A 13,636-nucleotide genomic window follows, 5' to 3' on the forward strand; every position below is an offset into this window, starting at 1 on the left:
GCTCGCTCCCACAGTGGTTTTTGTGTTGGGTCTGGAAATTCGCCCCAAAAAAAAGGGCGACCGAAGTCGCCCAAATGCCTTGCGTGCTCGTTGTCGCCGGAAAGACTTACGGCTTTTTGCGCTTGTGTGCGTCTTTCCAGATGAATAATCCAAACCCTGCGAAAAACACGAACATGAGGCCGACCGTCAACACACCGGCAAACACCACATTATCGATAAACATGACTGGCCTCCTGGTCTTGTCCCTGTTGCGATGGGATCAAGTTAACCAATCAGGCCTGGAAGAAAATTGACCGGGGTCAATAACGCTCGCGACGGAGCGCAAAGGAAGGGCGATAGCTGATCCATGTCAATGGATCGAGGGGGTTCAGCGCTTTTTCGGTTTGTTTTTCGATTTTTTCTTCGGTTTGCCCAAGGGCATGGCCTGCTCGAAGGCCTGACGGACTTCATTGAGGCGTTTTTCGTTGAGGTCGTGAACGCGCTTTGCGCGCTCTGCACCGAGATCAATCAGTTTGTCTTCTTGGCTCATGCTGTGTCGACATCGTACGGTGAGTGGCGGATGTGCCCATGATGCGGGCTACCGGTTGCGTTGACCAGCCAGGGACGTCGACGAGACCTCAGATCTGGATATCGACCCACAGGCCCTGGCGCTCTTCGCCTTCGACGAGCGGAACGACCGGCACGGTGTTGTCGGCGTTCAGTTCCGTGCCCGGAACGGCCAGATGCTCTTCGGGATCCTCGTCGGCTTCACGGCGGCGCCGGTTGCGCTCCTGCTGGCGACGCTGTTCCTCGCGCAGCAACAGAGCGGCCTCCTCCGGGTCACCCTTTTGCAGGTCGATGGTGCTTTCATTGGAGCTTTGTTGTACCGGGACCACGGGAGGAATATCCGGTCGCGGGCGGATCGGATCCTGCTGAGCGGTGATGGGTACGGCGCTCAAGGGGAGCATGGGTGGCAACATAAAGGTCTCCTGTCTTCAGGTTGTCGGCGGCGGCGAGGACAGCTTGAACCGCTGGTCTGAAACTTGTGAGCTGGTTGGCATTACGCGGGGCAAGGACACAAGCTTGTTTGATCGCAGAACACGCTTAAGTTCCGTTGGGCCGGTTGATCGGCAAGCCGTCACAAGTGCTGGTTGCGTGCGTAAATCCTTTGGTCTGACGACTCATTCCGTTAAGATAGCCGGCTTTTTCACGGCGGGAGTCAGGCAGCATGGCGCAGCAGTATCAACCGGGGCAACGCTGGATCAGTGACAGCGAAGCCGAGCTGGGTTTAGGCACCGTTCTGGCACAGGACGGCCGCTTGTTGACCGTGCTCTATCCGGCCACTGGCGACACTCGCCAGTACGCGCTACGGAATGCGCCCCTCACCCGCGTGCGGTTCTCGCCGGGCGACGTGATCACTCATTTCGAAGGCTGGAAAATGACCGTGCGCGAAGTCGATGACGTCGACGGGCTGCTGGTCTACCACGGCCTCAACGGGCAGAACGAAGTCGTCACGCTGCCGGAAACCCAACTGTCGAACTTCATCCAGTTCCGCCTGGCCAGCGATCGCCTGTTCGCCGGACAGATCGATCCGCTGGCCTGGTTCTCCCTGCGCTACCACACGCTGGAACACACCAGCCGCCAACTGCAGTCGCCGCTCTGGGGCCTGGGTGGCGTGCGTGCCCAACCGATCGCTCACCAGTTGCATATCGCCCGCGAAGTCGCCGACCGCATTGCGCCACGGGTATTGCTGGCGGACGAAGTGGGCCTGGGCAAGACCATCGAAGCCGGCTTGATCATCCATCGGCAACTGCTTTCCGGGCGCGCCAGTCGCATCCTGATCCTGGTCCCGGAAAACCTGCAGCACCAGTGGCTGGTGGAGATGCGCCGGCGCTTCAACCTGCAGGTCGCGCTGTTCGACGAAGAACGTTTTATCGAAAGTGATGCCAGCAACCCGTTCGAGGACACCCAACTGGCGCTGGTCGCGCTGGAATGGCTGGTAGAGGACGAAAAGGCCCAGGACGCGCTGTTCGCCGCCGGCTGGGACCTGATGGTGGTCGACGAAGCGCACCACCTGGTGTGGCACGAAGAGCACGTCAGCCCGCAATACGCGCTGGTCGAACAGTTGGCCGAAACCATCCCTGGCGTGCTCCTGCTGACCGCCACCCCGGAACAACTGGGCCAGGACAGCCACTTCGCTCGCCTGCGCCTGCTGGACCCGAACCGTTTCCACGATCTGCAGGCCTTCCGTGCCGAAAGCGAGAACTATCGCCCGGTGGCCGAAGCCGTTCAGGAGCTGCTGGACAAGGGACGCTTGTCGCCCGAGGCCCACCAGACCATCCATGGTTTCCTGGGCAATGAAGGCGAAGCGCTGCTGACCGCCGTCAACGATGGCGATATCGAAGCCAGCGCCCGCCTGGTTCGCGAACTGCTGGACCGCCACGGCACCGGCCGCGTGCTGTTCCGTAACACCCGCGCTGCGGTCCAGGGTTTCCCCGAGCGCAAGCTGCACGCCTATCCGCTGCCGTGTCCTGACGAATACCTGGAACTGCCGCTGGGCGATCACGCCGAGCTGTATCCGGAGGTCAGCTTCCAGGCTCAGCCTGAAGCCAGCGAAGAAGAACGCTGGTGGAAATTCGACCCGCGCGTCGAATGGCTGATCGATCAGTTGAAGATGCTCAAGCGCACCAAGGTCCTGGTGATCTGCGCCCACGCCGAAACCGCGATGGACCTGGAGGACGCCTTGCGCGTGCGCTCCGGTATTCCGGCCACGGTGTTCCATGAAGGCATGAACATCCTTGAGCGCGACCGCGCGGCGGCCTACTTCGCCGACGAAGAGTTCGGTGCCCAGGTGCTGATCTGCTCGGAAATCGGCAGCGAGGGTCGTAACTTCCAATTCGCCCATCACCTGGTGCTGTTCGACCTGCCGGCGCACCCGGACCTTTTGGAACAGCGGATCGGCCGCCTGGACCGGATCGGCCAGAAACACACCATCGAGCTGCATGTGCCGTACCTGGAAACCAGCCCGCAGGCGCGGCTGTTCCAGTGGTATCACGAAGCACTGAATGCTTTCCTCAACACCTGCCCGACCGGCAACGCCTTGCAACATCAGTTCGGCCCGCGCCTGCTGCCGTTGCTGGAAGAAGCCGACGACGGCAAGTGGCAGGCATTGATCGACGCGGCGCGCGCCGAACGCGAACGCCTGGAGGCCGAGCTGCATACCGGTCGCGACCGTCTGCTGGAGCTCAACTCCGGCGGCGCGGGCGAAGGCGACGCGTTGGTGGAGGCTATCCTTGAGCAGGATGACCAGTTCGCCTTGCCGATCTATATGGAAACCCTGTTCGACGCCTTCGGCATCGACAGCGAGGACCATTCCGATAACGCACTGATCCTCAAGCCGAGCGAAAAAATGCTCGACGCCAGTTTCCCCCTGGGCGACGACGAAGGCGTGACCATCACCTACGACCGCAACCAGGCGCTGTCTCGTGAAGACATGCAATTCATCACCTGGGAGCACCCGATGGTGCAAGGCGGCATGGACCTGGTGCTGTCCGGCTCCATGGGCAACACCGCCGTGGCGCTGATCAAGAACAAGGCGCTCAAGCCTGGCACCGTGCTGCTGGAACTGCTCTATGTCAGCGAAGTGGTCGCCCCGCGCTCGCTGCAGTTGGGCCGCTATCTGCCACCGGCCGCCCTGCGCTGCCTGCTGGATGCCAACGGCAACGACCTGGCGGGCCGGGTGTCGTTCGAAACCCTCAATGACCAGCTCGAAAGCGTGCCCCGCGCCAGCGCCAACAAGTTCATCCAGGCCCAGCGCGACCAGCTCTCGCCACGGATCAACGCCGGCGAAGAGAAGATCGCCCCGCGTCACGCTGAACGCGTGGCCGAGGCGCAACGCCGTCTGGCGGCCGACACCGACGAGGAACTGGCCCGTTTAACCGCTTTGCAAGCGGTGAACCCTACCGTGCGCGACAGCGAACTGGAGGCTTTGCGTCAGCAGCGTGAGAAAGGGTTGGCGATGCTGGAGAAGGCTGCGTTGCGGCTGGAGGCGATTCGGGTGTTGGTGGCGGGATGATTCCCGCTGTAATACTTTGATCGCCGCATATATCCGTTGCTGTGGTAGTGGCTGCCTAGCCGCAGCAACGGTATATACCCAAAACCCCAGAAACCCATAAATCAAGGACTGTAATACCCCACAGCCACCAACAAACGCCCAGCCTTCTTCAAATAGGCATGCTTGTTCTCGACCTTCCCCGTGACCGGATTCTTCCAGCGATACTCATATTCCCCCGCATCCTGCTTGCCCATCATCGCCAGGATCGGCTCACCCACCGGTTTGCCAGCCGGATCCTTGACCTTGGCAAAATCGGTATTGATCAACCGCAGATTGGTGCCATGACCGACATAACGGCGGGTATCGAGATCAACGACAAAGACGTACAGGTCGTCCTGAAGGTAACCGCCCTTTAGGGAATTGATCGCCGTCAGCGTCGCTTTCTCACTCTTCAGCAAGTCCGCCGAAGCCTTGTCCAGTAGCGCCCTCGCCTGTTCGGCAGAGGCCCTTGGCAAGTAATAGCCAACCGCGAGGATATGCTCGCCGACCCGCTGGAAATACACACGCTTGCGCTCGACCTTGCCGTCCGCCCAGTTCTGCCAGCGATACTCGGCCTGCTGGATGCCGCTGGCTTCCGGGGTCTTCAACGCATCCTTGAACGCCTTGCGCAGATCCGGCCCCAACACCTCGGACACGTCTCGCCCGATCAGCGCCGACGATGGACCGCCGCTGGCGAGCATTACCCCTTGGGTGTCGACCACAAACACGTAGCGGTCCTTGTCGACGAATTCGCCCTGGCGGCTAAAGGCGGCGAACGCATAGTCGCCGTAATCGTGATAGTAGGCCAAGGCCCTTTCCAACAGCGCCCGGGCCGCCTGGCCGTCATCCGGCGCAGCGGCCTGTGCGTGATTCAGCCCCAGCGCCAGCATTGCGGCCAGCCAGGCCAGCCTTCGAATAAACCCCATGGGCACGCCCCTCGTTCTTGTTGGTGTTCCAAGAGCGTAGACGGGGTGGGGTGATGTAGGAGTATTCAGGAGATGGTTGCAGGCGAACTGCAATACCTGTGGGAGCGAGCGTGCTCGCTCCCACAGGGCTCGTTACTGGGCCCGATTGCTCAGTTGCTGTTGCAGGTACTGGATCTGCGACTGCAGAGTATTGATGTTGCGCGTGACCTGGCCGCGGAAGGCATCGAACTCGGCGTTATTGCCGCCCGAACGGTTCTCCTGCTGGCTCTTGAGCACAACCATGTCCTGCTCCAGGCGCTCGATGGCCGAGTTCGAGGTGGCTCTTTTCAAGGCCGTGATGTCGGCACCGATGCTCTTGAGCTGGGCGTCCAGCGCGCCGCCCTCGCCCTGGTTCTTCAAGGTTGCGACCTCGGCCGCCAACGCCTTGACCTGGGCCTGCAGCTGGGTGTTGGCCGCTTGCAACTGGGTGTAGGCGTTCTGCTGCTCGGAATCCTGGGCGATCATCTGGGCCAGTTGCTTGTCCAGGTCGGCGGACGGGCCGAACGCGCCTTGCAGTTGCTTGTACTGTTCCATCAACTTGCCGTCGAATTGCCGGCCCTGCTCCTGCAGCTTGTTGTCCAACTGCTTGATCTGCAGCTTCAAGGCTTCACTGTCGCTCATCACGTTGGACTGCCCGGCCACCACCTTGCCGGAAATGTCCTGCAGGCGACCCGCCGCGTCCTCACTGATCCGCGCGAAGCTTTCCTGGGTGGCGACCAATTGCTGCTCCATCAGGGAAATCTGCTGGAAACTCCACCACGCCAGGAAAGCCAGGGCGCACAACAAGGCACCGACCAATGCCCACAACGGCCCGGTGCTCGGTGCCTTGACCCTGGTCGCCGCAACAGGCGCCGGACGCGCTTGCACGTGGGGCTGACGGTTGGTCAGGAAGTCATCGTCATCGGGAATGTCCGCTCGCATCCGCAGGCTCGGTACATCGTCGAAGTCGTCGTTGGCATCGTTACGCGTGGGCATGGGTTCAACCTTTGGGGAATCGGTAGTGACTCGATGCGGCGAGTATAACCCCCTCGCCCACCGCACCCATTGACCCCGAACCGGGCACTCGGTTCATGACGGGGCGATCAGCGGGCATATTGGACGCGCCACCAGGCGCAAAATTCATCGAGCGCGGCCCACAGGCTGACTTGCGGATCGTAATCGAGATAATGCCGGGCCCGACCGATGTCCAGGGTGAAATTCCTGTTCATCACCTGCATGCCAAGGCGCGACAACGTCGGCTCCGGGCGCCCCGGCCATAATGCGCAGAACCCTTCGTTCATGGCCGCCACGCTGTAGGCCAGCCCGTAGGAGCGGTAACGCCTGACTTGTGGGACTTCCATCTGCCGCATCACATAATTGACTACATCCCACAACGGAACGGGCGCGCCGTTACTGATGTTGTAGGCCTTGCCTAAAGCCGAACCGGTGGCCAGCAGGCTGCTGAGCAGTGCTTCGTTGAGGTTCTGCATGCTGGTGAAATCGACCTTGTTCAAGCCGTTGCCGACAATCGCCAGCCGCCCCTTGCGCTGCATCTTGAGCAAGCGCGGAAAAATACTCATGTCACCGGCACCAGTGACGAAGCGCGGCCGCAGCGCCAACACCTCCAGGCCGAACTCCTGGGCACCGAAGACTTTCTGTTCGGCCAGGTATTTGGTGGCGGCGTAGGGATGCTTGAAACGTTTGGGCACCTGCTCTTCGGTCAGTCCCAAGTGGTCACGGCCATCAAAATAGATCGACGGTGAGGAGAGGTGCACCAATCGCCGGACCTTTTGCTTGAGGCACGCCTCGACGATGTTTTCGGTGAGCTGGACGTTGCCCTGGTGAAAGTCCTGATAGCGCCCCCAGAGCCCCACCGAACCGGCGCAATGCACCACGGCATCGACATCGCGACACAGATCGAGGGCCAGCATCGGCTCGCTGAGGTCGCCCTGGATGAACTCGGCGCCACGCCGCACCAGATGCTCGACGCTTTCGGCCCGGCGGCCATTGACCCGTACATCCAGGCCCTGCTCAAGGGCGAAACGCGCGAAGCGCCCGCCGATGAAGCCGCTTGCGCCGGTGACCAGAATCTTCATGTAGTGCTCCGATTGCTAGGGTTTTGCATACTTCGTCTAATCCTGACGCTGTCAGTCAGGCCAACGGCACCAGCCACTGCCGGGACGCCTGAATCAGTTGCTCGGTCAACAGACCGAGCAACTGTCCGCCATTACGCCAATGATGCCAGTACAGCGGCACATCAATCGGCTTGTCAGGCAACAACTCCACCAGCACGCCCCGCGCCAGTTGCTCGCGCACTTGCAGTTCCGGCACCAGTCCCCAGCCAAGTCCCGCCTCGGCGAGACGGATGAAGCCTTCGGACGATGGGCACAGATGGTGCTCGAAACCGCCCTCGATACCGAGGGAAGCCAGGTAGCGGTGCTGGAGGAAATCATCCGGGCCGAACACCAGGGCCGGTGTGCGAGCCAACTGATCGGCGCGCACCCCGCCGGGGAAGTGCCGGGCGATGAACGCGGGGCTGGCAAGCGCCCGGTAGCGCATGGCCCCGAGCAATACGCTGCGGGCGCCGGCCACCGGCCGTTCGCTGGCGCAGACGCAGGCCGCCACCTCCCCGGCGCGCATGCGCTTGAGGCCGACGTTCTGGTCTTCCACCACCAAGTCCAGCAACAACTGCCGCTCGGCACAGAACGAGCCCACCGCACCGGCCCACCAGGTAGCCAGGCTGTCGGCGTTCAGGGCAATTCGCAGGCGCTCCGGCAACCCGGCCTCATCCAGCGCCGGTACCAGGCTTTGCAGGTCGCGCTCAAGCAAACGAACCTGTTGCACATGGTTGAGCAAGCGTCGGCCGATTTCGGTGGGCACCGGCGGCGTGACCCGCACCAGCACGGGCTGGCCGACACGCGCTTCCAAAAGCTTGATCCGTTGGGAGATTGCCGACTGCGACAGTCCCAGCACCTGGGCGGCACGCTCGAAGCCGGCCTGCTCGACAATGGCCGCCAGGGCGGACAGCAGTTTGTAATCGAACATCAGTATTCCTAATGAGCAATCAGCAAGATTGGTTTTTCTTATACCGCGCCGGACCGGAGAATGGCCAGCATTGCAAATCCAGCTGGAGAATTGATGTCATGTGGCAAAGTTATGTAAACGGGCTGCTGGTCGCCCTCGGGTTGATCATGGCCATTGGCACGCAGAACGCTTTCGTGCTCGCCCAGAGCTTGCGCCGCGAGCACCATTTGCCGGTAGCCGCCTTGTGCATCATCTGCGATGCGTTGCTGGTCGCCGCCGGAGTGTTCGGTCTGGCGACGCTATTGGCACAAAGCCCGTTGCTGCTTTCAATCGCACGCTGGGGCGGCGCCGCGTTTCTGCTCTGGTACGGTACCCAGGCGCTGCGCCGCGCCTGTTCGAAACAGAGCCTGCAACGCGATGAAAAACAGGCCGCGCGCTCACTGGGAACGGTCCTGCTGAGCGCACTCGCGGTTACGCTGCTCAACCCCCACGTGTATCTCGATACCGTGCTGCTGATCGGCTCCCTCGGCGCCCAGCAGAGCATGCCCGGCGCCTACGTCATGGGGGCGGCCAGTGCCTCGCTGCTGTGGTTTTCGACCCTGGCGATCGGCGCCGCATGGCTGGCTCCCTGGCTGGCCCGACCCGGTACCTGGCGGATACTGGACCTGCTGGTGGCGCTGATGATGTTCACCGTGGCGCTGCAATTGATCGTCTCGGGCTGATATTGCAAACCGCTCTGGAACCTCTATTCCACACAGTTGTTGCGTGGTTATGCCGCACCCCCGGTGCTATGATCCGACTCCTGCGCCGCAAAGAGTACAAACTCACCGGCGCTAGTCTGGCCGCCCGTGATCGGCCTTGCGCTCACCGCAACTGACCTGATTAGGAGAATCACCATGGCTTTCGAATTGCCGCCGCTGCCCTATGCACACGATGCTCTGCAGCCGCACATCTCCAAAGAGACTCTCGAGTACCACCACGACAAGCACCACAACACCTATGTCGTGAACCTGAACAACCTGGTGCCTGGCACCGAGTTCGAAGGCAAGACCCTGGAAGAAATCGTCAAGACTTCCTCGGGCGGTATCTTCAACAACGCCGCTCAGGTCTGGAACCACACTTTCTACTGGAACTGCCTGGCGCCAAATGCCGGCGGTCAACCAACCGGCGCCCTGGCTGAAGCCATCAACGCAGCCTTCGGTTCGTTCGACAAGTTCAAGGAAGAATTCAGCAAGACGTCCATCGGCACCTTCGGTTCCGGCTGGGGCTGGCTGGTGAAAAAGGCCGACGGCTCCCTGGCCCTGGCCAGCACCATCGGCGCCGGCAACCCGCTGACCAGCGGCGACACTCCGCTGCTGACCTGCGACGTCTGGGAACACGCCTACTACATCGACTACCGCAACGTTCGTCCGAAGTACGTCGAAGCGTTCTGGAACCTGGTCAACTGGAAGTTCGTGGCTGAGCAGTTCGAAGGCAAGACCTTTACTGCGTAAGTTGTGATGCCAATGAAAACGGCGCTTTTCCGGAGACGGGAAAGCGCTTTTTTTTCGGTTTTACTTTGTGGGAGCGAGCTTGCTCGCGATAGCGGTGGTTCAGACACTGAGATGTTGACGGTACCTTGCTCATCGCCAGCAAGCTCGCTCCCACAATAGCTTCGCAGCGTGCAAATGACCTCGCGTCTGAAATCCGATAAATAATCCCGCCAGGCCTCAAGTTGCAGCCCCCCTCAACCGAAACAATGGTCGTAGAGCAAAGACTCTGTAAACACCGTATAACGGCCAGGTTTCAGGCGAAAAACCTTGTGTTTGATTGTCCCTTTGACTGACATCACAGGATTGCCAATACTCATGGCAACTTGACGCTACCCGCACGGAACAAGGAATCCCTCTTTGAAGCTGGAACTCAAGAACAGCTTGTCTGTGAAGTTGCTCCGGGTCGTGCTCCTTTCGGCATTGATCGTTGGCGTGGTCTTGAGCTGCGCCCAGATCGTTTTCGACGCCTACAAAACCAATCGGGCCGTCGCCGACGACGCCCAGCGCATCCTCGATATGTTCCGTGATCCTTCTACCCAGGCGGTCTACAGCCTTGACCGGGAAATGGGCATGCAGGTGATCGAAGGCCTGTTCCAGGACGAGGCCGTGCGCATGGCCTCCATCGGCCACCCCCACGAAACCATGCTCGCCGAGAAGAGCCGGCCCCTGCAGCATTCCGAAAGCCGCTGGCTGACCGACCTGATCCTGGGCCAGGAACGCACCTTCACCACGCAGTTGGTAGGACGCGGACCTTATAGTGAATATTACGGCGACCTGAGCATCACTCTTGACACCGCCACCTATGGCCAGGGCTTCATCGTCGCCTCGGTGATCATTTTCATTTCCGGAATGCTCCGGGCCCTGGCCATGGGCCTGGTGCTGTACCTGGTTTATCACTGGCTGTTGACCAAACCGTTGTCGCGGATCATCCAGCACCTGACCGAAATCAACCCCGATCGCCCCAGCGCGCACAAGATCCCGCAGCTACGGGGCCATGAGCAGAACGAGCTCGGCCTGTGGATCAACACCGCGAACCAATTGCTCGAATCCATCGAGCGCAACACCCACCTGCGCCACGAAGCGGAAAACAGCCTGCTGCGCATGGCCCAGTACGACTTCCTCACCGGTCTGCCCAATCGCCAGCAGTTGCAACAACAACTGGACAAGATCCTGGTGGACGCCGGGCGCCTGCAACGTCGCGTGGCCGTGTTGTGTGTGGGACTGGACGACTTCAAGGGCATCAACGAACAGTTCAGCTATCAGACCGGCGACCAGTTGCTGCTGGCCCTGGCCGATCGGCTGCGCGCCCACAGTGGACGCCTCGGCGCCCTGGCGCGGCTGGGTGGCGACCAGTTCGCCCTGGTGCAAGCCGATATCGAGCAGCCTTACGAGGCCGCCGAACTGGCCCAGAGTATCCTCGACGATCTGGAAGCACCCTTCATTCTCGATGATCAGGGAATCCGCCTGCGGGCCACCATCGGTATCACGCTGTTCCCCGAGGACGGCGACAGCACCGAGAAGCTCCTGCAAAAAGCCGAGCAGACCATGACCCTGGCCAAGACGCGCTCGCGCAATCGCTACCAGTTCTATATCGCCAGCGTCGACAGCGAAATGCGTCGCCGGCGTGAACTGGAAAAAGACCTGCGCGAGGCGTTGGCTCGCGACCAGTTCAGCCTGGTCTACCAGCCGCAGGTCAGCTACCGCGACCTGCGGGTGGTCGGCACCGAAGCGCTGATCCGCTGGCATCACCCCGAGCACGGCCTCGTGCCGCCCGACCTGTTCATTCCCTTGGCGGAACAGAACGGCACCATCATCGCCATCGGCGAATGGGTGCTGGACCAGGCCTGCAAACAGTTGCGCGAATGGCACGACCAAGGTTTTGTCGACCTGCGCATGGCCGTCAACCTGTCGACGGTGCAACTGCACCACGCCGAACTGCCCAGGGTGGTAAGCAATTTCCTGCAGATGTACCGCTTGCCCCCGCGCAGCCTGGAACTGGAGGTCACCGAGACCGGCCTGATGGAAGACATCACCACGGCCGCCCAGCATCTGTTGAGCCTGCGCCGTTCCGGCGCGCTGATCGCCATCGACGACTTCGGCACCGGCTATTCGTCCTTGAGTTACCTCAAGAGCCTGCCGCTGGACAAGATCAAGATCGACAAGAGTTTCGTCCAGGACCTGCTCGATGACGAAGACGATGCGACGATCGTTCGCGCCATCATCCAGCTCGGCAAGAGCCTGGGCATGCAGGTGATCGCCGAAGGCGTCGAAACGATCGAGCAGGAAGCCTACATCATTGCCGAGGGCTGCCATGAAGGTCAGGGCTACTACTACAGCAAACCGTTGCCGGCGCGGGAGCTGGGTAACTACCTGAAGCAAGCCGAGCGCATCAACGCCTCGATCATCTGACTGTTTCCCCCCTTCTCCGCGGGCTGCCTACGCTAGAAATATTACCGCCGCAGCTCTTTACATATAATGCAAATCTTTCGCATTATGTCGCAGTTTTGCGCGCCCTCGCGCCTGTCCCATTCATCACCGAAGCAGGATGTTCGCCATGATTCGTATGCCTCTGGCTACCGCCAGTCTGTTGGCCATCGCTATTTCCCTCGCCGGTTGCGGCGAAGGCAAAGACAAGGCGGCCGCGCCGCAAGCGCCAACGCCGGCCGCCAGCACTGCGGCACCGGCTGCCCCCGCTGCCACTGGCAAGATCGACGAAGCCGCTGGCAAGGCCGTTGTCGCGCACTACGCCGACATCGTCTACGCCGTGTACAGCGATGCCGAATCCACCGCGAAAACCCTGCAGACCGCCGTCGACGCCTTCCTCGCCAAGCCCAACGCCGACACCCTGAAAGCCGCCAAGGCTGCCTGGGTTGCGGCGCGCGTACCTTACCTGCAGAGCGAAGTGTTCCGCTTCGGCAATACCATCATCGACGACTGGGAAGGCCAAGTGAACGCATGGCCCCTGGACGAAGGCCTGATCGACTACGTCGACAAATCCTACGAGCATGCCCTGGGCAACCCGGGCGCTACCGCCAACATCATCGCCAACACCGAAGTGCAGGTCGGCGAAGACAAGGTCGACGTCAAAGACATCACCCCGGAAAAACTCGCCAGCCTGAACGAGCTGGGTGGTTCCGAGGCCAACGTTGCCACCGGCTACCACGCCATCGAATTCCTGCTGTGGGGCCAGGACCTCAACGGCACCGGCCCGGGTGCCGGCAATCGCCCGGCTTCGGACTACCTGGAAGGCGCCGGCGCCACTGGCGGCCACAACGACCGTCGGCGCGCCTACCTCAAGTCCGTGACCCAGCTGCTGGTGAACGACTTGCAGGAAATGGTCGGCAACTGGAAGCCGAACGTCGCCGACAACTACCGCGCCACGCTGGAAGCCGAACCGGCCGAAACCGGTCTGCGCAAGATGCTGTTCGGCATGGGCAGCCTGTCCCTGGGTGAACTGGCGGGCGAGCGCATGAAAGTCTCCCTGGAAGCCAACTCGCCAGAAGACGAACAGGATTGCTTCAGCGACAACACCCACTACTCGCATTTCTACGATGCCAAGGGTGTGCGTAACGTGTACCTGGGCGAATACACCCGCGTCGACGGCAGCAAGATGACCGGCGCGAGCCTGTCCTCCCTGGTGGCCAAGGCCGACCCGGCCGCCGACACCACCCTCAAGGCCGAGCTGGCCGACACCGAAGCCAAAATCCAGGTCATGGTCGATCACGCCAACAAGGGTGAGCACTACGACCAACTCATCGCCGCCGGCAACACCGCGGGCAACCAGATCGTGCGCGACGCCATTGCCGCTCTGGTCAAGCAGACCGGCTCGATCGAACAGGCTGCGGGCAAGCTGGGTATCAGCGACCTGAACCCGGACAGCGCTGATCACGAGTTCTGATCAACGCCCGCTGACTGAAAAGGCGACCTTCGGGTCGCCTTTTTTGTCTGTTGCCCGCCAGTTCAGGATGAAGGAGACCCCCGTGGCGAGGGAGCTTGCTCCCGCTGGGTCGCGAAGCGGCCCCCTGCGGCGTGTCAGTTGAATAAAAGGAGCTGCTGCGCAGCTC

12 protein-coding genes are annotated in these 13,636 nt (G+C 61.4%); 5 read left to right on the forward strand and 7 right to left on the reverse strand.

The window, feature by feature from the left end:
* Positions 1-106: 106 nt before the first annotated feature.
* From ccoM to ACE04F_RS24860, 3 genes are all read right to left on the reverse strand, one after another.
* Positions 107-223 (reverse strand): cytochrome c oxidase subunit CcoM, encoded by a 117-nt coding sequence (ccoM, locus tag ACE04F_RS24850; RefSeq protein ID WP_030139315.1) that lies wholly within the window; start codon positions 221-223, stop codon positions 107-109.
* A 144-nt stretch (positions 224-367) separates the two neighbouring features.
* On the reverse strand, positions 368-529 hold the full coding sequence (locus tag ACE04F_RS24855) for a hypothetical protein (RefSeq protein WP_434569548.1): 162 nt from the start codon (positions 527-529) through the stop codon (positions 368-370).
* An 88-nt stretch (positions 530-617) separates the two neighbouring features.
* Complete coding sequence (locus ACE04F_RS24860; RefSeq protein ID WP_434569549.1) at positions 618-959, reverse strand: aspartate-semialdehyde dehydrogenase; 342 nt, start codon at positions 957-959, stop codon at positions 618-620.
* A gap of 248 nt (positions 960-1,207) precedes the next feature.
* Here ACE04F_RS24860 and rapA point away from each other — a divergent pair, with 248 nt between their 5' ends.
* Positions 1,208-4,054 carry an RNA polymerase-associated protein RapA gene (rapA, locus tag ACE04F_RS24865; protein WP_486110339.1) on the forward strand — a complete coding sequence of 949 codons (2,847 nt, stop codon included), beginning with the start codon at positions 1,208-1,210 and terminating at the stop codon, positions 4,052-4,054.
* 101 nt (positions 4,055-4,155) lie between these two features.
* On the opposite strand, the gene ACE04F_RS24870 is transcribed toward rapA, so the two are convergent.
* The 4 genes from ACE04F_RS24870 to ACE04F_RS24885 form a co-directional block, all read right to left on the reverse strand.
* Positions 4,156-4,998, reverse strand: coding sequence for a cache domain-containing protein (locus ACE04F_RS24870; RefSeq protein WP_486110340.1), 843 nt, complete (start codon positions 4,996-4,998; stop codon positions 4,156-4,158).
* Between the two features lie 132 nt (positions 4,999-5,130).
* Entirely contained in the window at positions 5,131-6,012 is an 882-nt protein-coding gene (locus ACE04F_RS24875; protein ID WP_486110341.1) for an ATPase, read from the reverse strand.
* Between the two features lie 107 nt (positions 6,013-6,119).
* Positions 6,120-7,112, reverse strand: coding sequence for an NAD-dependent epimerase/dehydratase family protein (locus tag ACE04F_RS24880; RefSeq protein ID WP_486110342.1), 993 nt, complete (start codon positions 7,110-7,112; stop codon positions 6,120-6,122).
* 55 nt (positions 7,113-7,167) lie between these two features.
* On the reverse strand, positions 7,168-8,067 hold the full coding sequence (locus ACE04F_RS24885) for a LysR family transcriptional regulator ArgP (RefSeq protein WP_486110380.1): 900 nt from the start codon (positions 8,065-8,067) through the stop codon (positions 7,168-7,170).
* Positions 8,068-8,159: 92 nt separating this feature from the next.
* Here ACE04F_RS24885 and ACE04F_RS24890 point away from each other — a divergent pair, with 92 nt between their 5' ends.
* From ACE04F_RS24890 to ACE04F_RS24905, 4 genes are all read left to right on the forward strand, one after another.
* Entirely contained in the window at positions 8,160-8,762 is a 603-nt protein-coding gene (locus tag ACE04F_RS24890; protein ID WP_434653449.1) for a LysE/ArgO family amino acid transporter, read from the forward strand.
* A gap of 174 nt (positions 8,763-8,936) precedes the next feature.
* Positions 8,937-9,533 (forward strand): superoxide dismutase, encoded by a 597-nt coding sequence (locus ACE04F_RS24895; RefSeq protein WP_007918933.1) that lies wholly within the window; start codon positions 8,937-8,939, stop codon positions 9,531-9,533.
* Between the two features lie 396 nt (positions 9,534-9,929).
* Entirely contained in the window at positions 9,930-11,981 is a 2,052-nt protein-coding gene (locus ACE04F_RS24900; protein WP_486110343.1) for a putative bifunctional diguanylate cyclase/phosphodiesterase, read from the forward strand.
* Positions 11,982-12,126: 145 nt separating this feature from the next.
* Positions 12,127-13,470, forward strand: a complete 1,344-nt coding sequence (locus ACE04F_RS24905) for an imelysin family protein (protein ID WP_486110344.1) — start codon at positions 12,127-12,129, stop codon at positions 13,468-13,470.
* Positions 13,471-13,636: the final 166 nt, after the last annotated feature.

This window comes from Pseudomonas sp. AGC41 (genome assembly GCF_057334555.1).